The 23,428-nt window shown below is 72.6% G+C and carries 17 protein-coding genes; 12 read left to right on the top strand and 5 right to left on the bottom strand.

Annotated features, from left to right (window positions below):
* Positions 1-986 precede the first annotated feature (986 nt).
* Complete coding sequence (locus tag AB0I88_RS32740) at positions 987-5,213, top strand: WG repeat-containing protein (protein ID WP_361033568.1); 4,227 nt, start codon at positions 987-989, stop codon at positions 5,211-5,213.
* Positions 5,214-5,228: 15 nt separating this feature from the next.
* Positions 5,229-6,227, top strand: coding sequence for an aldo/keto reductase family protein (locus tag AB0I88_RS32735; RefSeq protein WP_361033565.1), 999 nt, complete (start codon positions 5,229-5,231; stop codon positions 6,225-6,227).
* A gap of 12 nt (positions 6,228-6,239) precedes the next feature.
* On the opposite strand, the gene AB0I88_RS32730 is transcribed toward AB0I88_RS32735, so the two are convergent.
* Positions 6,240-7,064, bottom strand: a complete 825-nt coding sequence (locus AB0I88_RS32730) for a site-2 protease family protein (protein WP_361033562.1) — start codon at positions 7,062-7,064, stop codon at positions 6,240-6,242.
* Between the two features lies 1 nt (position 7,065).
* Positions 7,066-7,263: a hypothetical protein gene (locus AB0I88_RS32725; protein ID WP_361033559.1), complete on the bottom strand. Its 198-nt coding sequence runs from the start codon at positions 7,261-7,263 to the stop codon at positions 7,066-7,068.
* Between the two features lie 151 nt (positions 7,264-7,414).
* On the opposite strand from AB0I88_RS32725, the gene AB0I88_RS32720 reads away from it, so the two are divergent.
* Both AB0I88_RS32720 and AB0I88_RS32715 read left to right on the top strand, forming a co-directional pair.
* Positions 7,415-9,298, top strand: coding sequence for a bifunctional adenosylcobinamide kinase/adenosylcobinamide-phosphate guanylyltransferase (locus AB0I88_RS32720; RefSeq protein ID WP_361033556.1), 1,884 nt, complete (start codon positions 7,415-7,417; stop codon positions 9,296-9,298).
* A complete protein-coding gene (locus tag AB0I88_RS32715) occupies positions 9,291-10,037 on the top strand; it encodes an adenosylcobinamide-GDP ribazoletransferase (RefSeq protein WP_361033553.1) in 747 nt (248 codons plus the stop codon). Before AB0I88_RS32720 ends, AB0I88_RS32715 begins: the two co-directional genes overlap by 8 nt.
* A 129-nt stretch (positions 10,038-10,166) precedes the next feature.
* Here AB0I88_RS32715 and gcvT read toward each other — a convergent pair whose 3' ends face one another.
* Complete coding sequence (gene gcvT, locus AB0I88_RS32710) at positions 10,167-11,258, bottom strand: glycine cleavage system aminomethyltransferase GcvT (protein WP_361033550.1); 1,092 nt, start codon at positions 11,256-11,258, stop codon at positions 10,167-10,169.
* Between the two features lie 120 nt (positions 11,259-11,378).
* On the opposite strand from gcvT, the gene AB0I88_RS32705 reads away from it, so the two are divergent.
* Positions 11,379-12,914 carry a leucyl aminopeptidase gene (locus tag AB0I88_RS32705; protein ID WP_361033546.1) on the top strand — a complete coding sequence of 512 codons (1,536 nt, stop codon included), beginning with the start codon at positions 11,379-11,381 and terminating at the stop codon, positions 12,912-12,914.
* A 22-nt stretch (positions 12,915-12,936) separates the two neighbouring features.
* Here the strand turns inward: AB0I88_RS32705 and AB0I88_RS32700 are convergent, their stop codons facing one another.
* On the bottom strand, positions 12,937-13,257 hold the full coding sequence (locus AB0I88_RS32700; RefSeq protein WP_361033543.1) for a hypothetical protein: 321 nt from the start codon (positions 13,255-13,257) through the stop codon (positions 12,937-12,939).
* A gap of 164 nt (positions 13,258-13,421) precedes the next feature.
* Between AB0I88_RS32700 and lpdA the strand changes: the two genes are divergently transcribed.
* The 7 genes from lpdA (at position 13,422) to AB0I88_RS32665 (ending at position 22,354) form a co-directional block, all read left to right on the top strand.
* On the top strand, positions 13,422-14,813 hold the full coding sequence (gene lpdA / locus AB0I88_RS32695) for a dihydrolipoyl dehydrogenase (protein ID WP_361033540.1): 1,392 nt from the start codon (positions 13,422-13,424) through the stop codon (positions 14,811-14,813).
* A gap of 42 nt (positions 14,814-14,855) precedes the next feature.
* Positions 14,856-16,646, top strand: a complete 1,791-nt coding sequence (sucB, locus tag AB0I88_RS32690) for a 2-oxoglutarate dehydrogenase, E2 component, dihydrolipoamide succinyltransferase (RefSeq protein ID WP_361033537.1) — start codon at positions 14,856-14,858, stop codon at positions 16,644-16,646.
* Between the two features lie 84 nt (positions 16,647-16,730).
* Positions 16,731-17,648 carry a TIGR01777 family oxidoreductase gene (locus AB0I88_RS32685; protein WP_361033534.1) on the top strand — a complete coding sequence of 306 codons (918 nt, stop codon included), beginning with the start codon at positions 16,731-16,733 and terminating at the stop codon, positions 17,646-17,648.
* A gap of 31 nt (positions 17,649-17,679) precedes the next feature.
* The gene (locus AB0I88_RS32680) at positions 17,680-19,554 is read left to right on the top strand and encodes a DUF2079 domain-containing protein (RefSeq protein WP_361033531.1); all 1,875 of its coding nucleotides are present in this window, start codon (positions 17,680-17,682) and stop codon (positions 19,552-19,554) included.
* A gap of 26 nt (positions 19,555-19,580) precedes the next feature.
* Positions 19,581-21,482: a DUF2079 domain-containing protein gene (locus tag AB0I88_RS32675; protein ID WP_361033528.1), complete on the top strand. Its 1,902-nt coding sequence runs from the start codon at positions 19,581-19,583 to the stop codon at positions 21,480-21,482.
* A 78-nt stretch (positions 21,483-21,560) separates the two neighbouring features.
* On the top strand, positions 21,561-22,190 hold the full coding sequence (gene lipB, locus AB0I88_RS32670) for a lipoyl(octanoyl) transferase LipB (protein ID WP_361033525.1): 630 nt from the start codon (positions 21,561-21,563) through the stop codon (positions 22,188-22,190).
* Positions 22,190-22,354: a peptide ABC transporter substrate-binding protein gene (locus AB0I88_RS32665; RefSeq protein WP_361033522.1), complete on the top strand. Its 165-nt coding sequence runs from the start codon at positions 22,190-22,192 to the stop codon at positions 22,352-22,354. The genes lipB and AB0I88_RS32665 overlap by 1 nt, the downstream gene beginning before the upstream one ends.
* Positions 22,355-22,892: 538 nt before the next feature.
* Here AB0I88_RS32665 and AB0I88_RS32660 read toward each other — a convergent pair.
* A complete protein-coding gene (locus AB0I88_RS32660; protein ID WP_361033519.1) occupies positions 22,893-23,099 on the bottom strand; it encodes a hypothetical protein in 207 nt (68 codons plus the stop codon).
* Positions 23,100-23,428 lie beyond the last annotated feature (329 nt).

Here is a 23,428-nt window from a genome sequence, read left to right as displayed (position 1 = left end):
CCCCGGCGCCGTCGCGGCCGGCCCCGCAGCCGACCCGTGTCACTCCGCAGGCCGCCGTGCCGCCGGCCGCCGTCTACCCGGCCGTACCGGGCCAGACGCCCGGTATGTCGGCGCCCGCCGGTGTCGCCCCCGTCTCGGGGCCGGCCATGCCGTTCCACCCGGGTGTGCCCGCCGGCGATCCCGACCGGGTGACTCCGGGCACCGGCCAGCCGGTCCCGGGGCCGTCGGTTCCGGGCTCCGGGCGAGGCATTCCAGGTGCCGGCCCGGCGGTTCCGGGCTCCGGCCAGGCGATCCCAGCCGTTCCGGGCGCCGGCCAAGCCGTTCCGGGTTCGGGCCAAGCCGTCCCGGGCTCGGGCCAAGCCGTCCCGGGCTCGGGCCAAGCCGTCCCGGGCTCGGGCCAAGCCGTCCCGGGCTCGGGCCAAGCCGTCCCGGGCTCGGGCCAAGCCGTCCCGGGCTCGGGCCAGACTGTGCCGGTAGCGGGCCAAGACGTCCGGGCCTCGGGGCACGGTGTACCGGGCTCGGGGCAGGAGGGTGCCGATGGCGCGTTCGCGCATGGGCGCCCCGTGCCGGAGGCCACCCAGGCGCTGACCATGCCTGGGACGATGACGCCGGGTTCTGGGCCGGTCAGCACACCCGCGGCCACCGATCCCGCCGGTGGGCACCCGATGGGTGGGCCCACCGGAGCGGGTGGACACGACGGGGTCGTACCCGATTCAGGGTTTGCGGGAGATCGTCCGGTTGCCGGTCATGGCGCTCCGGCTCCGATGTCCGGGGTTTCGTTCACGGAAGCGGGCTATCGGGGCCAGGACCCGACCCGTCCGCTCGACCCGAGGCGCATGAGTCAAACCCCGGCCGCGGCCGGGCGACACGATGCGGCTTCGGATCCCGAGGACCCGACCCGTCCGCTCGACCTGCGGCGGACCGGGGCCGAGGCGTTCGGGCACGCTGAGGACCGCACTCGGGCCATCGGTCCGCATGCGCCGGCCGTGGACCACACGCAGGCCGTCGGCCCACGGGCGCAGGCCGAGGACCACACCCGGACCGCCGGCCCCCGTACGCAGGCCGATGACGCTACCCGGACCACCGACCCGCGTGCGGTGGTGGGCGAGGACCGCACACAGACCATCGATCCGCGTGCGGTGGCCGCTTACCTGGCTTCGGGTCAAGCGGCGGAGCCGGGAGCCGAAACGGCCGCGGGCGGGCCGCGCCACGGTGTGGAGGCGGTCCAGGCCCAGGCTGGCCGGCACAGCGCGGCGATTGATCCTCGCCATGCGGCGCCCACCGACATGATGGGCGAACACCCGGCGGAGTCCGGGCACGACGCCGCGGCGGGACAGCCGTTCGCGGCCGAGCCGGCGATCGCCCCGGTCGCCGGCGGGCCGGGCGGTTCCGAGCCCGCCGGTGAGGAGCCGGAGACGCACGGCCTCGGCTGGCTGTTGTCGATGAGTGGTCTCGGAGCCCCGACCCGCGTGCCCCTCTCCGACCCCGAACCCGCCGCCCCCGTTGAAGAGGCCGCCGACCCGAACCGGCCGCTGGGCTGGTTCGCCCCGGGCGGAGCCGACGACGCCGTGCCGGAACACGCCCCGGCCTCATCGGAGGAGTCCCCGGACGGCACCGCCGAGGCGGCGGACACACCGGTCACGCCGGAGCCCGCCACCGCGCACCTCGTCGACGCCGAACACACCACGGCCACCGTCGAGACGCCGTCCCACAGCGGCGCGGACGACGCCCCCACCACGGTGGAGCGTCCCTACGCCGACCAGCTCACCGACACCGGTGAGCCCGAGGGAGCGCCGGACCACACCGACGGCTCCCCCGCCGAAACGGCCGGCACAACGACCGCACCGCACGCCGAGGACGTCCCCGGCAACGCCGCTGCCACGGTGGAGCGTCTCTACGCCGACTACCTCACCGACACCGGTGAGGTCGCGGAGTCCGAGGCGTACGTCGATATGGAGGACGCTGCCGGGAACTCCCACACCGACACGGACGACGCAGCCGACGCAACGGAACGCCACCACGCCGACACCGATGAGGGCGAGGACGCTCCCGACGCGGCGGAGCGGCCGAACGCCGACGACCTCACCGGCCGGGACGCCACCGCCGAGTACACCCCGATCAGGGGAACACCGGACAGCACCCACTCCCACGCCGGGACCACCAGCACACCGGAACCCACCGGCGAGGGCGCCACGACGGAACACCGCCACGGTGACACCGCTGAGGCCGAGACGGCTGAGGCGTCCGACGACACCGAGGACGCTCCCGACGCGGCGGAACGGCCGAACGCCGACGACCTCACCGGCCGGGACGCCACCGCCGAGTACACCCCGATCAGGGAAACACCGGACAGCACCCACTCCCACGCCGGGACCACCAGCACACCGGAACCCGCCGGCGAGGACGACACCAGCAACCCCCACACCGACACGGACGACACCGCCGACGCGACGGAACGCCTCTACGCCGGCCATCTCACCAGCACCGCTGAGGCCGAGGCAGCCGAAGGCGCCGGTGGTTCCTCCGCCGGGGTGCACGACGCGCCTGAGCGGGCTCTCCTCACCGACGCGGATGACGCCTCCGGCAACGCCGGTGAGTTCGCCGACGCGGAAACCTCCGCGGCTGTGGACGAGTACGGCCAGGTGCCGGGCCGCGCGGATGAGCCGATCCCCGTGGGGATCGCCGCCGACGGGGACGCCGTGGCCGGGCACAGCCCGGCTGAGCAGCGAATCGCCGCCGAGCCGGGTCCTGTCCCCGCCGCTGAGCGGGGGCATGACGCTGATCCGGCGGCAGAGTTCACCGACCCGGGTACGGCTTCGCCCGCGGCAGGCGGGAACCTGCCGGACATCCCGGGTGAGGAGAACAGCGCCCCTGAGGATGGTGTGGCGGGGACTTCCACGGCGACCGGGTCGGACGACTTCGAAACGCGGGCCGGGTCCTCGTCCGAGGACGGCGGGGCAGGCGAGGAGACCGGGCCGGCTTCGTTCCCGTCGCAAGACGGGGCAGTCCCGCACGTGGCGGTCGTTTCGGTGGACAGCCGGGACGAGACGGACGATCACGCGGAGGCGACCGTCTTCCTCGGGGGATCCGGCGACTCGGTTCGGATGGGCGACCGGCCTTCGGAGCCGCTCGCGGTGGTCACCGCGAGTTCCGGCCTTCCGGCAGACTCGGACGGCCTTGCCGAAGCCACCGTCCGGCTCGCGGCGAACGCCGGCGATCACGCCGAGAACGACATCCAGCGTGCGGCGGCCACCAGCGAACCGGCCGAAGCCTCACACCGACTCACGGCGGACCGCGGCGACCGTGTCGAGGGCATCGACCGGCCGGCGGAGGGTCCGGCCGGCCTCACAGACGAGGCCAGCGCGAACGAGACCGGCACGAACGCGGCTGCCGCGAACGAGACCGGCACGAACGAAACCGGCACGAACGAAACCGGCACGAACGAAGCCGCCGTGGACGAGACCGGTTCGGCGGGCGATGCCGGACCCGGGCAGAGCGCCGGTCAGGCTGTGGAGATCGTCGACGGCCTTGCGGACGGGGCCGATGGCGCCGCGGACGGCCCGGTCAGCGACGTGGATCGAGGACCGGCCGCAGTCGGCGCCGAGGTGACCGACGGCGCCGGCCATGACGCCGCCGTCGAGAACGTGAACGATCCGGTGAGCGACGAGGTCGGCGCCGGCCCGGAGGACGCGTCCCGGACGGTGCCCGCCGGAGTGGCGGCCGAGCGCGAGGACCACGTGCCGGACGCAGAAGGGCCGGATTCGGGTGCTCAGCGCGTACACCTCGATGGGGTGACGCCGGAGCGGGACGAGGCTGAGGGCGCGGCGGCTGCCGTGGTGGCAGCCAGGTCGCGGGAAGTGTGGCCGGAGGCCCGGACCGAGCCGGTTCGGCAGCGGCGTGACCAGCGGGCGCCGGCTGACCGGCGGCGGGCCGATCCGGAGCAGATCCTGGCGTCCTACGCGTGGGCGTTCGATCCGCAGACGTTGCGGGAGCAGGTGGACGACCCGGACCGGCTGTGGGATCTGGTGGACCGGCTGACCGACCGGCTGGAGTACGCGGAGCGCGACAACGTGCGGGCCGGGCTGCTGGGGCTGCGTGCCGTCGTGTCGCGGGTGCTCGGTGAACTGGACGAGGCCGTCGCGGACGGGCGGGCCGGGCTGCGGCACGCGGAGGCCAGCGGCGAGCTGCGGCAGGTGTCGATCGCGCAGGCGCGGCTGGCGCACGTGTTGCAGTGGCGGGGCGAGTTCGCGGAGGCGGACCGGCTGTTCGCGCAGGCCGACTCGGTGGAGTTGCCGTCGCGGACCCGGGCCGAGATCAGTGAGCTGGCCGGGCGGTCGGCGTTCGAGCAGGGCCGCTATCTGGAGGCGGTGAACCATTTCGAGCGGGCGCTGGACGTACGCCGGGGTGAGGATCCGGAGTTGGTGGAGCGGATCGAGCTGGCGCTGGACGCGATCGCACGGCGGACCGGGAACGGGTGGGGTCCCTACCCGCGTACCCGGGATGAGCTGCTGGGTCTGCCGGAGGCGCCGGTGCCGCTGCTCGACGACGGTGCCGGGTTGTGGGGGTACGCCGCCGCGGTGGAACCCCGGTACGCCGAGGCGCAGCCGTTCTCCGAGGGTGTCGCCTGGGTGCGGCGCCCCGACTCGTACGCCTGGGAGCTGATCGACCAGACGGGTGAACTGGTGATTCCCGCCGCGCACGGCTATCTGACGGTGGGCCGGTTCGCGGAGGGGCTGGCCTGGGTGTCCCGCGGCGACGACACCGGCTGGTTCGCGATCGACCGGCAGAACCGGCTGGTCGTGGCGCCGGCCGGGTTCGAGGACGCGCGCCCGTTCCGGCGTGGGCTGGCGGTGATCCGGCAGGCCGGCGTCTGGGGGGCGGTGGACCGGCACGGGCGGATCGCGGTGCGGCCGCGGTTCCGGCGGTTCGTGACGGTGTTGCACGTGGGCGGGCCGGTCGACGGGTTCACCGACGAGGGTCTGGCCGTGGTGGACGCCGGTGACCGGTTCGGGGTGCTGGACCGGACCGGGCAGCTGGTGCTGCCGGCGGTGCACGCGGCCGTGGTGATCCATCCGTCGGCGTTCCTGGTGCGTGACGCGGCGGGGCTGTGGGGCGCGCTGGACCGGCAGGGTGAGCCGCTCGTCGACATGGGTCACCGGGATCCGGCGTCGGTGGTGGAGCTGCTGCCGGACGAGGCGCGGCCCGTTCTGTAGGGATACGGTCGGGGGATGGAATTCCGTCATCTCGGCCGTTCCGGCCTGCTGGTCAGCGAGATCGCCTACGGCAACTGGATCACTCACGGCTCACAGGTCGAGGAGGAGGCCGCCGCCGCGTGCGTGCGGGCCGCCCTCGACTGCGGCATCACCACGTTCGACACCGCGGACGTCTATGCCGGGACCCGGGCCGAGGAGGTGCTGGGCCGGGCGCTCAAGGGTGAGCGCCGGGAGGGCCTGGAGATCTTCACGAAGGTGTTCTGGCGGACCGGGCCCGGCCCGAACGACAGCGGTCTGTCCCGCAAGCACATCCTGGAGTCGATCGACGGGTCGCTGCGCCGGCTCGGCACCGACTACGTCGACCTCTACCAGGCCCATCGGTACGACGTTCACACTCCGCTCGAGGAGACGATGGAGGCGTTCGCCGACGTGGTGCGGGCGGGCAAGGCCCACTACATCGGGGTGTCCGAGTGGACCGCCGGGCAGATCCGGGCGGCCGCGCCGCTGGCGAAGGAACTGCGGGTCCGGCTCGTGTCGAACCAGCCGCAGTACTCGATGCTGTGGCGGGTGATCGAGGCCGAGGTGGTGCCGGCGTCGGAGGAGCTGGGGCTCGGGCAGATCGTCTGGTCGCCGCTGGCGCAGGGGGTGCTGACCGGGAAGTACCGGGCCGGGGAGCAGCCGCCGGCCGGGTCGCGGGCCACCGACGAGAAGTCCGGGGCCGGGTTCATCGCCCGGTGGCTGGAGGACGACGTGCTGACCGCGGTGGCCCGGCTCGCGCCGCTCGCCGACGAGGCCGGGCTGACGATGGCGCAGCTGGCGGTGGCGTGGGTGCTGCAGAACCCGAACGTGTCCGCGGCGATCATCGGCGCGTCCCGGCCCGAGCAGGTCCGGGACAACGTCAAAGCGTCCGGGGTACGGCTGGACGCCGGCCTGCTGAAGGCGATCGACGAGATCGTGGAGCCGGTCGTGACCCGCGACCCGTCGCTCACCTCCAGCCCGGCCGAGCGCCCCTGAGCGCCGCCAGGCTCAGCTCCAGAAGCGGAGCAGCTCGAAGCCGTAGGCGTACAGCCAGGTGGGCACGCCGATCAGCTCGGCCATCCAGTTGACCAGGCCGAAGAACCAGTCGCCGACCTGTGTCTGCCAGAGCAGCAGGAACAGGATGAGGAAGCCCCAGGGCGCCACCACGTTCCACGCCCGCTGGTAGGCCGGGCTGAACCACGGGGCGATGATGTTGCCGCCGTCCAGGCCGGGGACCGGCAGGAAGTTCAGCACGCTGGCGGTGACCTGGAGGAAGGCGAGCAGGGCCAGCGCGGCCCAGAACTCCAGATGCTCGGCGGAGCCGCTCACCGTGTAACGGCCGGTCACGTCCTGGGACAGCTCCGGGGCGAGACCGGCCAGGAACGGCACCGCCACGACCAGCGCCAGCACCACGTTGGTGAGCGGGCCGGCCGCGCTGATCAGGGAGGCCTTGACCCGGCTGCGGATGTGCTGGTGGTCGATCCAGACGGCGCCGCCGGGCAGGCCGATGCCGCCGAGGATCACCACGACCACCGGCAGCACGATGGACAGCAGTGGGTGCGTGTACTTCAACGGGTTGAGCCGCAGGTAGCCGCGGTCGGCGACGCTCAGGTCGCCGGAGAAGTAGCCGGTCACGGCGTGCGCGTACTCGTGCAGGCAGAGCGAGATCAGCCAGCCCGAGATGACGAACAGGAAGACGTCGATGCCGACGTTGCCGAAACGGGTCCAGGTCATCACGCCGCTGACCACGAAGATCGCGACGATGCCGACGAAGACCGGGCTCGGTACGAAGGCGTTGCGCGGCGTACGGGTGTAGACCGGTTCGTAGGTCACGTCAGTCCGCCGGCTGGAGACTCATCTGGTAGTCGACCCGGTCGTCCTCGACCAGCGTGACCAGGCTGACGCCGGTCGACTGCAGAGTCCGCCACTCCTGCCCGATCCAGGACTCGGCGTCCGCCTGGCTGCTGAACGTCTCGGCCGGACCTTCGACCGGCTTACCGTCGACATCCTCGTAGCGCCAACTCCACGGCATTGAGCCGCCCCCTCACGTCGCGTGTCTCGGTGGGCTTCCACCCTACGGCGTCAGCGCGTGCGGTCCGGCTCCAGCGTCGGTTTCGGAAGGTCGCGGAAGCGGGGAGCGGCCCAGCCATCGGTTCCGGAGGCGACGCTCTAAGGTACGGGGCATGTCCGAAGATCGGTGGAACACGGTTCTGGTGCTCGGCGGGATCCGCTCCGGTAAATCGGGGTTCGCCGAATCGCTCGTGGCCTCCGCGCCGTCGGTGCGTTACGTGGCCACCGCGGTCGGCGGCGAGGACGACCCCGAGTGGCGTGCGCGGATCGAGTCGCACCAGCTGCGCCGGCCGCAGTCCTGGACGACCGAGGAGACCGGCGCCGGCCCGGCGCGGCTCACCGAGCTGATCGCGCAGGCCGGTCCGGACGAGACGCTGCTCGTCGACGACCTGGGCGGCTGGGTGGCCGCGGTGCTGGACCCGGCCCGGCAGCCCAAGGACGACGAGGCGGACGTGGCGGCGCTGGCCGCGGCGGTGCGCGACACCGCGGCGCGGGTGGTGCTGGTCAGCCCGGAGGTCGGGCTGTCGCTGGTGCCGGTGACGCCGGTGGGCCGTGCGTTCGCGGACGCGCTGGGGACCACGAATCAGGAGCTGGCGTCGGTGTGTGACGGGGTGGCGCTGGTCGTCGCCGGTCAGCCGACGTGGCTGAAGGGCGGCCCGTTCGAGGACACGCCGCCTCCTGCTCCGGTGACCGCCACCGCGCGGGTCCCGGCCGTGGCCGCCCCGGCGACGCCGGCGCCCCCGCCGCCGCCCGCACAGCCGCCCACCGTGGTGGAGCCGGCCGCGCCCGCCGCGCCCGAGCCGGTGCCGGTCGTGGCCGACGCGCTGAGCGGGTCCACGATGACGCTGCCGCTGGTCGTCTCCGGGCTCACCGAGATCAAGCCGGGCATGGATCTGCCGCTGCCCAGCAGCGACGCCGGCCCGGACGCCCGGGAGCGCCTCGTCACCATCGACCTGCCCGGCGGCGGGCTCGGCGCGCTCGGCGAGGTGATCGAGTTCGCGGCGGCCACCCAGAGTTCGGTCACTCCGCGGGCGTGGGGTGGCGTACGGGTCGTGGTGATCGCCGGCCGGCACACCGGGGGCGCGGCCGCCGGGGTGGACGCCGCCGACGTGGAGCGCCGGGTCGCCGAGGCCGAGGCGGGCGGTGGCCTGCTGGGCCGGCTGGCCGGTCAGGCGGGTGCCGACATCGCGGTGCTGCGCACGGCGGAGACCGGCCCCATGGAGGACGGTCCGGTCGCCGGCGAGGAGGCGGTCGAGGCCGCGCTGCGCGAGGGCTGGCAGCTTGCCGACGGCGCCGCCGACGCGGGCCGGGACGCTATCGTGCTGGCCGGGATCGGCGCCGGGACGGAGGCGGCGGCGACCGCGGTGCTGGCCGCCACGACCGGGGCCGAGCCGGTCGCGACGTTGCCCCGGGTGCTGCGGCCGGGCGGGCGTTTCGACGACACGGCGTGGATGGTGCGCTGCGCGGCCATCCGTGACGCGCTGCACCGGATCCGGCAGGAGCCGCGGGGCGCCACCGACATCCTGCGCCAGATCGGCGGCCTGGACGTGGCGGTCGCCACCGGCGTGCTGCTCGGCGCGGCGGCGCGGCGTGTCCCGGTGCTGGTGGACGGGCCGCTCGGCATCGCGGCGGGTCTCGTTGCGCGGGATCTGGCCAGTCAGACCCGGCACTGGTGCCTGCTGCCGGAGGCGGGCACGCTGGCGCTGGTCAAGCAGGGCGCCGACGTGCTGGGGCTGACCCCGGTGCTGCAGGTGGGGCTCGATCTGGGCGAGGGGGCGAACGCTCTGGCGGTGCTGCCGTTGATCCGTACGGCGGTGGGGCTGGCGTCGGCGTCACAGGTGCATCCGGCGCTGCTGGACGAGCTCGGCGACGACGGCCTGGACGCGGACGCCGAAGACCTCGAGGACGACGAGGATCTCGAAGACGACGAGGACGACATCGACTTCGCCGAGCCGGAGCCGCGCGGGCCGGGCCCGGCGACGACCGCGAGTGCTTGACGGCATCCGCCTGGCGGTCACCACGCTGAGCGTGCTGCCGCTGCGGGCCGGCCGGGTGGACCGGTCCGCGGCGGCCGTGGCGATGGCGGTGGCGCCGGCCGTCGGGGCGCTGCTCGGGCTGATCCTGGCCGGCGTGCACGAGGGCCTGTCGGCGCTGGGGTCGCCGGCGCTGGTCGCGGCCGCCGTCACGGTGGCGGCGGGCGCGCTGCTCACCCGGGGGCTGCATCTGGACGGGCTGGCGGACACGATCGACGCGCTCGGGTCGTACCGGTCCGGCGCCGCCGCCCTCGAGATCATGAAAAAGTCGGACATCGGACCGTTCGGGGTGGCGGCGCTGGCCGCGACGCTGCTGATCCAGGCCGGCGCGCTCACCGCGGCCGGGCCGTGGGCGATCGTGACCGCGTGGGCCGCCGGGCGGCTCGCGGTCACCGTGGCCTGCCGCCGGGGCGTGCCCGCCGCACGGCCGGAAGGGCTCGGCGCGATGGTCGCCTCCAGCGTCCCGCTGCCGGCGGTGCTGTGTTCCGCGGCCTGCGTCGCGGGTCTCGCGCTTGCCGCCGTGCCGGGCCGTCCGTGGCAGGGGCCGGCCGCCGTCGCCGCCGCGATGCTCGCGGTGGTCCTTCTGGTGCGCCACACGGTACGCCGATTCGGTGGCGTGACCGGCGATGTCCTGGGCGCGGCCGTGGAGTGCGCGGTGACCGTGACGCTGCTGACCCTCACCCTCAGCGGGCCGACGGGCTGACGCTGTCGGCTCCGCCCCTCACAGCGGGCCGGCCGGCTGGCCCTCACCCTCAGCGGACCGGCCGGCGGACGCTGCCCCGGCCCTCACCCTCAGCGGACCGGCCGGCGGACGCTGCCCCGGCTCTGAACCTCAGCGGACCGACGGGCTGACGAACGGCGGCTTGACGAGGCGGGCCTCGGTGCGGCGGCCCCGGATGTCGATCTCGACGAGGTCGCCGTCGGCGAGGCCCGGCGCGGTGTCGATGAGGGCCAGGGCGATGCCGGACTTCTTCGTCGGTGAGAAGGTGCCGCTGGTGGTCTCGCCGATCCGGCGGTCCCCGGCGTACACCGCCATGTGGCCGCGGGGGATGCCGCGCCCGGTGAGTTCGAGCCCGCGCAGCCGGCGCCGGGGACCGGCGGCCTTCTCCGCGATGAGCGCCTCCCGGCCCCAGAACTCCGGTTTGTTCCAGCCGACCGCCCAGCCGGCGCCGGCCTGCACCGGGCTGATGTCGAGACTCAGCTCCTGGCCGTGCAGCGGGTAGCCCATCTCGGTACGCAGCGTGTCGCGGGCGCCGAGGCCGCACGGGCGCACCCCGGCGGCGATCACCGCGTCCCACACGGCGGGCGCGCCGTCGGCGGGCACGACGAGCTCGTAGCCGTGCTCGCCGGTGTATCCGGTACGGCAGACGACCAGCTCGGTACCGGCGAAGGCGGCCGTGACGAAGGACATGTAGCCGTGGCCGGCGGGCAGGCCCAGCTCGCCGAGGATCTCCGCGGACCGCGGGCCCTGCACGGCGAGGACGGCGTGCGACCGGTGCTCTCCGGTGACGGTGACGCCGGCCGGGGCGGCCTCGGTGAGGCGGCGGACCACCTCGGCGGTGTTCGCCGCGTTCGGGATGAGGAAGACGTGGTCGTCGCCGAACAGGTAGGCGATCAGGTCGTCGACGACGCCGCCACCGGAGTCGCAGCAGAGCGTGTACTGCGCCTTGCCGGGGGTGATCCGGCCCAGGTCGTTGGTGAGGCAGGAGTCGACGAACGCTGCCGCGCCGGCGCCACGGACCCGGGCCTTGCCGAGGTGCGACACGTCGAACACACCGGCCGACTCGCGGACCGCCGCGTGCTCCCTCAGGACGCCGCCTCCGGCGTACTCCAGCGGCATGTCCCAACCGCCGAAGGCGGCGAACTTCGCACCCAGGGCGACATGGCGCGCATGCAGGGGAGACTGAAGAAGCTCGGCAGACATGAGACTCAACTTACCGGTGACCTTGGCCAGGTTTAGAGTCGCGGGGACAACACCGTTTTCCCAACAGCCGGGAGCGCGCCTACCGGCGCCGCCCCGGCCCAGACGTCCCGGAGTGTCCGAGTGACCCAGCCCACCCTCAGCCTGGTCGACACCGACCCGGCCGAATCGGCGGTCGATGCCATCGTCATCGGCCTGCACAGCCAGCCCGACGAGGAGGGCAGCCTGCTGCCGGCCTCCGGCGCCGAGAGCATCGCCGCGGCGTTCGACGGCAAGCTGATCTCGACGCTGGCTCTGCTCGGCGCGACCGGAGCGCCAGGCGAGGTGACCAAGCTGGCCACCCTAGGCACGATCGCCGCCCCGCTGCTGGTCGCGGTGGGTCTCGGCGCCGAGCCGGACGGTCCGGCGCCGGATCTGGAGACGCTGCGCCGGGGCGCCGGCGCGGCGGTCCGGGCACTGGCCGGGAGCGGCGCCGTGGTGCTGGCCCTGCCGGTGCCGGACGACGCGGACGCCCCGCCGGTGCTGCGCGCGGTGCTGGAGGGCGCGCTGCTCGGTGGCTACCGCTTCGCGGGTTACAAGTCGAAGCCGGCGAAGGGCCGCCGGGACCCGGTCGCCGAGCTGCACCTGCACGTGCCGGACGCGGCCGACGAGGCGGCGGCGGCCGAGCTGCGCCGGGCCGAGATCGTCGCCAGGTCGGTGCGCCTGACCCGGGACTGGGTCAACACCCCACCGAACGCGCTGCGCCCGGCGGACCTCGCCGACCAGGTGGCGGCGGCCGCGTCGGAGGCCGGCCTCGCGGTCGAGGTGCTCGACTTCGAGCAGCTCAAGGCCGGTGGGTACGGCGGGATCGTGGCGGTCGGCCAGGGTTCCGAGGCGCCACCGCGGCTGGTGAAGCTGACCTACACGCCGGACGGTGTGACCGACCCGAAGCGGGTCGCTCTCGTCGGCAAGGGCATCACCTTCGACACCGGTGGCGTCAGCATCAAGCCGGCCGCCGGCATGTGGGAGATGAAGTCGGACATGGCCGGCGCCGCCGCGGTGGCCGCCACGATGATCGCGGTGGCCGCGCTCAGGCCCGGTGTGGCGGTCTCCGGCTACCTGGCGATCGCGGAGAACATGCCGTCCGGGTCGGCGTACCGGCCGGGCGATGTGATCACCATGTTCAACGGCAAGCGGGTCGAGGTGTTCAACACCGACGCCGAGGGCCGGATGGTGCTGGGTGACGCGATGGCCCGGGCGTGCGCGGACGGCACGGACTACCTGTTCGAGACGTCGACGCTGACCGGCGGGCAGGTGATCGCGCTGGGCAAGCGGATCTCCGGCCTGATGGGCTCGGACGAGGCCACCGGGCTGGTCGAGACGGCCGGCGCCGCGGTCGGCGAGCCGGCCTGGCGGATGCCGTTGCCGGACGACGTGCGCAAGGGCATGGAGTCGGAGATCGCCGACATCTGCCAGACCAACGCCAATCTGGACCGCGCCGGGCACATGCTCCAGGGCGGCGTCTTCCTGCGGGAGTTCGTCACCGAGGGGGTGGAGTGGGCGCACATCGACATCGCCGGCCCCAGCTATCACACCGGTGAGGCGAACGGGTACTGGACCAAGGGCGGGACGGGCGTGCCGGTCCGCACACTGCTCCAGGTGATCGACGATCTCGTCTGAGGACGGTCGTGCCGCCCGGTGATCAGGCCGGGCGGCGCCGCTGCCGCTCGTTGTAGTCGCGCATCCGCTGTGGATAGCCCAGCAGCCGGACGTCGTAGACCGGCATCGACAGCTGATGGGCGAAGCGGCGGGCGGCCTCAGGGGACTCGATCCGCCGCCTGGTCCACTCGCCGTCGTGTGCGACAAGCAACAGGGTGGTCTCGGTCACCGTCGTCTGTGGCTCGATGAAAGCCTCGACTCCCCGCCGGGAGCGAACGAATTGCGTAAGATGCTCGAGATCGGCGCGGTTGACCGGCCGTCCGCCGGGCCCGCCCGATCGGGGACGCCGCCGAAACCACGCCACCGCTTCACCTCACTTTCGATCCCGCAAGGGTACGTCGGGCCAGAGTGTCGTGGGGCACCTGACTGCATTGACCGGGCCGAGAAGTGACAAGATGTCGGTGACGGGACTGTGACCGTTTCCATTGTGTGACCCACACCGGAGACGATGCGACCACTGGAGTCAACGTGAGCCAGCCCAACGGCGGAACCTTCGACATCGTCATTCTCGGCGCGGGAAGCGGCGGCTATGCGGCCGCGCTCCGGGCCGCCCAGTTCGATCTTTCGGTCGCTCTGATCGACAAGGCCGAGCTCGGCGGGACCTGCCTGCACCGCGGATGCATCCCCACGAAGGCGCTGCTGCACGCCGCGGAGATCGCCGACCAGACTCGCGAGAGCGAGCAGTTCGGTGTGAAGGCGGACCTCGTCGGCATCGACATGGCGGGGGTGAACGCCTACAAGGACGGTGTGGTCGGCCGTCTCTTCAAGGGCCTGACCGGCCTGCTCACGCACAACAAGAACATCACCGTGGTGCAGGGCGAGGGCAAGCTCGTCGGCAAGGACACGGTGGAGGTGGACGGCAAGCGTTACACCGGCCGCAACATCATCCTGGCGACCGGCTCCTACTCGCGTTCGCTGCCCGGCCTCGAGGTCGACGGCAAGCGGGTGCTGACCAGTGAGCACGCTCTCAAGCTGGACCGGGTCCCGGCCTCCGCGATCGTGCTGGGCGGCGGCGTCATCGGCGTCGAGTTCGCCAGCGTGTGGAAGTCGTTCGGCGCCGACGTGACCATCGTGGAGGCCCTGCCCCGCCTGGTCGCCGCCGAGGACGAGGAGATCTCGAAGCAGGTCGAGCGCGCGTTCCGCAAGCGGAAGATCAACTTCAAGGTCGGCAAGCCGTTCGAGAAGGTGGAGCACACCGACAGCGGCGTGCGGGTCACCATCGCCGGCGGCGAGACCCTCGAGGCCGAGGTGCTGCTGGTCGCGGTCGGCCGCGGCCCGACGACCGCCAACCTGGGCTACGAGCAGCAGGGCATCACCATGGAGCGCGGCTTCGTGATCGTGGACGAGCGGCTGCGCACCGGTGTCGGCAACATCTACGCCGTCGGCGACATCGTGCCCGGCCTGCAGCTCGCGCACCGCGGCTTCCAGCAGGGCATCTTCGTCGCCGAGGAGATCGCCGGGAAGAAGCCGGCCGTCATCGACGAGGCCGGCATCCCGCGGGTCACCTACTCCGACCCGGAGGTCGCGTCGGTCGGCATCACCGAGGCCAAGGCCAAGGAACAGTACGGCGCGGACAAGGTCTCGACGTACAACTACAACCTCGCAGGCAACGGCAAGAGCCAGATCCTCAAGACCGCGGGCTTCATCAAGCTGGTCCGGGTCAACGACGGGCCGGTCGTCGGCGTCCACATGGTGGGCGCGCGGGTCGGTGAGCTCGTCGGCGAGGCCCAGCTGATCACCAACTGGGAGGCCTTCCCCGAGGAGGTCGCTCAGCTCGTACACGCCCACCCGACGCAGAACGAGGCGCTGGGCGAGGCCTTCCTCGCGCTCGCGGGCAAGCCCCTGCACGCGCACAGCTGAAGCTGATTCGAACGTTCACCGCGTTAAGGAGTTTGGGAAAAGATGCCGGTATCGGTAACCATGCCGCGGCTGGGTGAGAGTGTCACCGAGGGAACGGTGACACGCTGGCTCAAGCAGGAGGGCGAGCGCGTCGAGGCCGACGAGCCGCTGCTCGAGGTCTCCACCGACAAGGTCGACACGGAGATCCCGTCGCCCGCCGCGGGTGTGCTCACCCGGATCGTGGTCGGCGAGGACGAGACCGCGGAGGTCGGCAGCGAGCTGGCCGTCATCGCCGGGGAGGGTGAGGACGCCGGTTCGGCCGCGCCCGCGCCGGCCCAGCAGGCGGCCGCGGAGCCGGAGCCCGCCGCTCCGGTCACCCCGTCGACCGAGAAGCCGGTCGAGGAGGAGGCGCCCGCCCCGACCTCGACCACTGGTGCGGGCGGGGCCGAAGGCACCAGCGTCAAACTGCCGGCGCTCGGCGAGAGCGTCACCGAGGGCACCGTCACCCGCTGGTTGAAGCAGGTCGGCGACGAGGTCGAGGCGGACGAGCCGCTGGTCGAGGTCTCCACCGACAAGGTCGACACGGAGATCCCGTCGCCGGCCGCCGGCACGCTGCTGGAGATCCGGGTCGGCGAGGACGAGACCGCGGACGTCGGCGCGGTGCTGGCCGTCATCGGCGCGCCGGGCAGCGCCCCGGCCGCGGCGCCCGAGCCGGAGAAGCCTGCGCCCGCTCCGGCCCCCGCCCAGGCGCCCGCGCCGAAGGTGGAGACCGCTCCGGCGCCGGAGGTCAGCGGCGAGTCCTACGCGACGCCCGCGCCCGCCGCGGAGACCAAGCAGCCGGCTCCGGCGGCCCCGCCCGCCCCGGCCGCTCCGGCGCCCGTCGCGGTCGAGTCGAACGGCGCCGGCGACGCCGGCTACGTCACCCCGCTGGTCCGCAAGCTGGCCGCCGAGAAGGGCGTGGACCTGTCCACCCTGACCGGCACCGGCGTGGGTGGCCGCATCCGTAAGCAGGACGTGATCGACGCGGCTGAGAAGGCCGCCGCCGCGAAGGCCGCCCCGGCCCCGGCAGCCCAGGCCGAGAGGGCTGCCGCACCGGTCGAGAAGGCCGCCGCCAAGGCGGAGCCGAGCCCGCTGCGTGGCCGCACCGAGAAGCTGACCCGGATCCGGGCCACGATCGCCCGCCGCATGGTGGAGTCGCTGCAGGTGTCCGCGCAGCTCACCACGGTCGTCGAGGTGGATGTCACCAAGATCGCCAACCTGCGGAACAAGGCGAAGGCCGCCTTCCAGGCCAAGCACGGCGTGAAGCTCACCTTCCTGCCGTTCTTCGCCCTGGCCACGGTCGAGGCGCTGCAGCAGCACCCGGTGGTCAACTCCTCGATCGACGTCGAGGCCGGCACGGTCACCTACCACGGCGCCGAGCACCTGGGCGTCGCGGTGGACGCGCCGAAGGGCCTGGTCGTCCCGGTCATCAAGGACGCCGGTGACCTGAACCTGGGCGGCCTGGCCAAGCGGATCGCCGATGTGGCGGAGCGCACCCGCAACAACAAGATCGGGCCGGACGAGCTCGGTGGCGGCACCTTCACGCTGACCAACACCGGCAGCCGGGGCGCGCTCTTCGACACGCCGATCATCAACCAGCCGCAGGTCGGCATCCTCGGTCTCGGCGCGGTCGTCAAGCGCCCGGTGATCGTGAACGACCCGGACCTGGGCGAGATCATCGCACCGCGGTCGATGGTCTACCTGGCGCTGAGCTACGACCACCGGATCGTGGACGGCGCGGACGCGGCCCGCTTCCTGGGCACGCTGAAGGAGCGTCTGGAGGGCGGCCACTTCGAGGCCGACCTGGGTCTGTAAGGGCGACACGGGACCGGGGGTACGCCGCGACGGCGTACCCCCGGTCCTGTTTTGAAACGAGCGATCTTCGGGAAAGGAAGAGGCATGCGGATAGTCATGGCCGGAGCGTCCGGATTCCTCGGCACCCGGCTCGCCGAACGGCTGCGCCAGAGCGGCCACGACATCGTCCGGCTGGTCCGGCGTCCCTCCGAGCGGCCCGACGAGGCGTCCTGGGATCCGTCCCAGGGCCAGTTGGACCAGGCGGTGCTGTCCGGCGCGGACGCGGTGATCAACCTGTCCGGGGCGAATGTCGGCGACCACCGGTGGACCGAGCGGTACAAGCGGGTGCTGCGGTCCAGCCGGATCGACACCACCGACACCCTCGCCCGGATGATCGGCCGGCTGTCCCCGGACGAGCGTCCCCGGGTCCTGCTCCAGGCCTCCGGCGTCGGGTGGTACGGCGACACCGGCGATCAGGCCGTCACCGAGGAGGCCACCGCCGGCAACACGTTCCTGGCCGACCTGTGCCGGGTGTGGGAGGCCGCCGCCCGCCCGGCCGAGGACGCCGGCATCCGCGTGGTGCTGATGCGCACCGCTCCGACGATCGACGCCGACGGTTCGCTGCTCAAGCCGCTTCTGCTGCCGTTCAAGCTGGGCGCGGGCGCCCGGATCGGTGGCGGACGGCAGTGGATGGCCTGGATCGCGCTGCCCGACTGGCTGGCCGCCGCCGAGTTCCTGCTGGACCGGGAGGACCTGTCCGGCCCGGTGAACCTGGTCTCACCGCGCCCGGTCACCAACGCCGAGTTCACCCGGGAGCTGGCCCGGTTGTTGCGCCGGCCCGCCCTGTTCTCGGTGCCCGGCCCGGTGCTGGACCTGGCGATCGGCGAGTTGGCCGGTGAGGCGCAGCGCAGTCAGCGGGTGCTGCCGGGGGTGCTGTCGCAGGCGGGGTTCGCGTGGGCGTACCCCGGAATGGACGCCGCGCTGGCGGCTGCTCTCCGACCGCAACCGGCCATGGCTCCGTAAAGAATCAGGCTTTCTTGCTAACCTGCGGCTGATGTCCGTCGCCGCCCCCGCCCCCGCCGCGTCCGCCGATCCGCCCGCCGAGCCCAACGAGGCGCCCCACGGCCGGCCTTGGCGTGCCCATCTGACCGTCGCTCTGCTCGCCCTCGGGCTGGCCGTCTACGTGACCAATGGGCTGTGGCGCGACCCGTACCGTCACGGCCTCTCCGACAACATCGGTGACCAGGCGTTCTTCGAGTGGCTGCTGGGCTACGGCGTCTACACGCTGGGCCATGGCTCGGACCCGTTCTTCAGCGACCTGCTGAATGTGCCGTGGGGTGTCAACCTGGCGGCGAACACGTCCATCTCGGTGTACACCGTGCTGTTCGCGCCGCTGACCCATTTCGCCGGCCCGCAGATCAGCTACGTGACGATCCTCACGCTCAATCTCGCCGGCTCCGCGTTCGTGTGGTATCTGTTTCTGCGCCGCTGGCTGGTCCGCAGTCCGCTGGCGGCCGGGCTGGGCGGCATGTTCTGCGGGTTCGCGCCCGGCTTCATCTCGCACGCCAACGGCCACCTGAACTGGACGGCCGGCTGGGTGGCCCCGGTCGTCATCTGGCAGGTGCTGCGGCTGCGGCAGCCGGGCCGCTGGCTGCGCAACGGGCTGATCCTCGGCGTCATGCTGGCCGGCTGCTTCACGATCGCCGCGGAGGGGCTGTTCTACACCGCCCTGGCCAGCGGCATCTTCATGATCACCTGGGCGCTGGCCGGGCCGGTGCGGGCCGAGGCGAAGGCCGCGGCGGGGACCGTGCTGCGGGCGCTCGGGGTGACCGCCGCGGTCGCCGGGACGCTGCTGGCCTACCCGTTGTACATGCATTTCGCCGGGCCGCAGTCGTTCGCCGGGACGGGCTTCAACCAGCGCTACTTCGCCGAGGACATGGCGGCGTACCTGTCGTTCTCGAGCCGGTCGCTGGCCGCGCTGTTCGGCCTCGGCTCCCCCCTCGGGCCGAACCGGACCGAGGAGACGTCGTTCTTCGGCGTACCCCTGATCTTCCTGATGATCGTGTCGGCGGTGCTGGTGTGGCAGCGGGCCGCGCCGGGACGCAAGGCCACCCTGCGGGCGATCCTGACGGTCGGCGGCGTCTTCCTGGTGCTCTCCTGGGGCCCCCGGATGAACTGGATGGACCAGGAACTGCCCGTCCCGCTGCCGTACGCGGCACTCGCCCACCTGCCGCTGTTCGACTCGGCGCTGCCGCTGCGGCTGGCGCTGGTCGTGGTCGGCGTCTTCGGCATCCTGCTGGCCCTGATCACCCAGGAGCTGGTGGACCAGCGGATCTCCTCGCCCAACATGCGGACCGGGCTGACCGCCGCGATCGTCGCCTCGCTGCTGCCGATCTTCCCGTTGCCGGTGCGTCACCAGGAGCGGGCCCCGGAGCCGGCGTTCATCGCGAACGGCACCTGGCAGCGGTACGTGTCGGACAACGGTGTGGTCTCCGCCCTGCCGTTCGCGCTCAACGTGACCGCCGACGGGCAGCGCTGGCAGGCGTACACGATGGCGCGGGGCGGCCCGCAGTTCCGGATCCCGGACGGCTACTTCCTCGGCCCGATGACCAACGGCGAGGACGGCGCCGAACAGATCGGCCGGATCGGGGCGCCACCGCTGGCGACCGACTGGCTGTTCACCCGCGCCGCGCTGTACGGCTACGTCGCCCAGCTCAGCAACGCCGACCGGGATCAGGCCCGGCGTGACTTCGCGTACTGGAACGTGGAGGTTCTGTTCCTGCCCGGCCAGATCACCGGTTCCGACCACATGACACTGTTCCGCGATGCGGTGGAGGCGACCGCCACCGACTTGCTCGGCCCTCCGGAGAGAGTGGACGATGTGCTGGTGTGGCGCATCCGTCCCGGCGTGGACCCGATCGAGCGATGAGTTCGGGGCTGGATGATCTCCGAGACGTGACGATCGCCGAGCCCGCCCCGCTCACGGACTCCGAAGACCGGTCCGACCCCACCGCGAGCGAGCCGGGCCCCCGTTCGGCGACCGTCTGGACCGCCTGGAAGCCGCACCTCGCGATGGCTCTCATGTCCCTCGCCGCGGCGGTGTACGTGTGCCAGGGGCTGTGGCGTGCGCCGTACCGGCACGTGGTCGCCGACAACGTGAGCGACCAGGGCCAGTTCGAGTGGATGCTGTCGTACGGCGTCCACGTGCTCCAGCACGGGGGCAACCCGTTCTTCACCGACCTGCTGAACGCGCCACGCGGCGTGAACCTGGCGATGAACACGTCCAGCACGATCTACGCCCTGGCGTTCGCCCCGTTGACCCACTTCGCCGGGCCGCAGGTCACCTTCGCCACCATCCTGACGCTGAACCTGGCCGGCTCCGCCGTGGTGTGGTATTTGTTCCTGCGCCGCTGGCTGGTCCGCAGTGGGCCGGCCGCCGCGGTCGGCGGGCTGCTCTTCGGGTTCTGCCCCGGCCTCGTCTCGCACGCCAACGGGCACCTCAACTGGACGTCCGGCTGGATGGTCGGCATCGTCGCCTGGTGGGTGCTGAAGCTGCCGGAGAAGGGCCACCGGCTGCGCAACGGCCTGGTGCTCGGCCTGCTCTGCACCGTCGGCTTCTCGGTGGCCGCCGAGGCGCTGTTCTTCACCGCCCTGGCCTGCGGGCTGTTCCTCATCGTGTGGACGCTGTCCAAGCCGGGCCTGGCCGTCGCGAAGGAGTCGGCCGGCCGGGTGCTGGCGTCGCTGGGCGTGACCTCGGTCGTCGCCGGGGCGCTGCTGTCCTGGCCGCTGTACATGCACTTCGACGGGCCGCTCAAGTTCTCCGGCACCGGCTTCAAGCTGCGCTACTTCTCCGAGGACCTGGTCGCGTACGTCGCGTTTCCGCTGCACTCGGTGGCCGGGCTGTTCGGCTGGGGCGCCGACCTGGCACCCAACCCGACCGAGGCCACCTCATTCCTGGGCGCCCCGCTCGTGCTGCTGTTCTTCGGGGCGCTGGGCGTGCTGTGGAAGCGGTCCTCGCCGGAGCGCCGGGTCACGCTGCGCGCACTGACCGTCGTCGCGTTCGTCTTCTTCCTGCTCTCGCTCGGCCCACGGCTGCAGGTCATGGGCGAGGAGCACAGCGACATCCCACTGCCGTACGCGCTGCTCGCGGACATCCCGCTGTTCGACTCGGCACTGCCGGTCCGCTACACGCTGGTCGTCGTACTGGTCTTCGCGATCGTGCTGGCGCTGCTGGCCGACGAGTTCGTCGCCGGTGAGCTCACGGCCCGGCTCACCGTCGGCGCGCTGATCGTGGCCGTGCTCGCCCCGATCGCCCCGCTGCCGCTGCGCACCCTGGAGCGGGCCCCCGAGCCGGAGTTCATCGCCGGCGGCGGGTGGCAGGAGTTCGTCACCCCGGACGGGGTGATGACGTCGCTGCCGCTCTCCATCGACGTGGCGGTCGACGGGATGCGCTGGCAGGCCTACACGATGGCGCGCGGCGGCGACGCCATGTTCCGCATCCCGGCCGGCTACTTCCTCGGCCCGCAGGACTACGAGGAGACCGGCCGGCACCTGGTGGGCCGGATCGGCGCACCGGACCGGCCGACCGACAAGTTGTTCTACAACGCCGCCCGCTGGGGTCAGGTCCCGAAGATCACGAATCTGGACCGGGCTCAGGCGCGGGTCGACTTCGGCTACTGGGAACTTCAGGCGATCTTCCTGCCGGCCGAGGTCACCGGCCCGAAGGGCCCGCTCAACCGGGACGCGCTGCTGCGCCTCACCACCGGTCTGCTGGGCGAGCCGCAGCAGGTACAGGACGTGCTGGTGTGGCGGATCACGCCCGGTGTGGATCCGGTCGACCGACCGGAGAAGAACTAGGGCCTCCGGCGGTCGATCAGAGCGACAGCACGGCCGCGCACTTGGGTGATCCGCCGGGCAGGGCCTACGCTGGCGGGCGTGACAGCTTCCGTCCTGACCGTCCTGCGCCCCGGCCTGGTCGACTACCTGGAGGCCTGGGCGGAGCAGAAACGCCTGCACGAGGCCGTGGTCGCCGGCACCCAGCCGGACACGATCCTCCTGCTGGAGCACCCCAGCGTCTTCACCGCCGGCAAGCGCACCGAGCCTGCCGACCGCCCGTTCGACGGCACCCCGGTCGTCGACGTCGACCGCGGCGGCAAGATCACCTGGCATGGGCCGGGCCAGATCGTGGGCTACCCGATCCTGCGCCTGCCCGATCCGGTCGACGTGGTCGCCTACGTCCGCCGCACCGAACAACTGTTGATCGACGTCTGCGCCGAGTTCGGCGTGACGGCCGAGCGCGTCGAGGGCCGCAGCGGCGCGTGGGTCCGGGCCACCGACGGCGGCCTCGACCGCAAGATCGCTCAGATCGGCATCCGGGTGTCCCGCGGCGTCACACTGCACGGCTTCGCCCTCAACTGCGACTGCGATCTGGCCAATTTCAACCGCTTCGTCCCCTGCGGCATCCGCGACGCCGGTGTCACCTCGCTGAGCGCCGAGGTCGGCCGCCCGGTTCCGGTCGCCGAGGTCATGCCGGTCGTCGAGCGTCACCTGTCGACACTGATCTGATGGCCCTCTACCGCAACCCCCGGGACAAGCGCGTCTTCGTCCCCCGCCCGGGCGGCGGCCTGGTGCTCAACTTCGGCCATCCGGTCGCCTGGGCCATCCTCGTCTGCACGACGATCGTCCCCTTCACGATCGTCGCGGTGGTCACCCTGGCCGTCCTCCTCTAGAAGACCCTTTTCGGTACGCCTACGTGTGCCGCCCGGGGCAGACGGCGATCCTGCTGCCCGGTCCGGCCCGTGCCGCCCGCGCCGGGCGCAGATCAGTGGTCCAGCCGACCCCCGAAACGCCCGCGCCCGGCACGGACCGGCGAGCCCACCGGCCTCCCGAGACCACTCGTGCCGGGCACGGCCAGTGGCGCGGTCAGCCCTGGGCCGCGGCGCTGGCCCAGGGCTGACCGGACATCGGCCCGGCGTCGTTCGGCTGGTCTGGTTCAGCTGGCGTTCAGGGCTGACCCTGCTGGCTTATCAATCAACGCTCGCTACCAGCGCATATCCGGTCCGGCCCCGCTTCGCCAGGCCTCACGACGCGGGTGCGGGGTAGCGGAGACCGGACCTGGATCAGGGATTCGATGACCGGCGACGGCGACGGCGATCGGCGGTCCACGGTCCGCGATCGGCGATCAGCGCTCCACGAGCGGCGATCGGCGCTCCACGAGCGGCGATCAGCGCTCCACGAGCGGCGATCGGCGCTCCACGAGATCGGCGATCAGCGCTCCACGAGCGGCGATCGGCGCTCCACGAGCGGCGATCGGCGCTCCACGAGCGGCGATCGGCGCTCCACGAGCGGCGATCGGCGCTCCACGAGATCGGCGATCGGCGCTCCACGAGATCGGCGATCGGCGGTCGGCGGTCGGCGGTCGGCGGTCGGCGGTCCAAGACCGATGAAGATCCGTCCGCTGCGGCGGTTGCGCATGTAGACGAGACGGTATTGCGTGGACGGTGTGCTCGTCGCTCGGCAAGACCGGCGAAGCAACCCGGCCGGCCGGTGATGGCTCCTCGGCGATCGCCGTTGCCGCTGCCCCGTGAACTCCGCCGTGTGGCACCGGCCGGCCGGCACACGCAACCACCGCCACGTTCACCGGCTGGCAGCGGACGCGGAGACGAATCGCCGTCCGGGGAGACGGGACACGGATTTCGGCTATCTGTGTTCGGCAGACGTGACACCCGCAACGGGTGTCGTCACACCCACTCCGGGTGTCGCGTTCTCCGAGCACACATCGCCCCGCACGCCGGCCCTCCGAC

The organism is Actinoplanes sp. NPDC049802, from assembly GCF_040656595.1.
GTDB lineage: Bacteria > Actinomycetota > Actinomycetes > Mycobacteriales > Micromonosporaceae > Actinoplanes.
The sequence above is the reverse complement of the archived record's forward strand: the minus strand, read 5'-3'. Positions and strand labels throughout refer to the sequence as shown.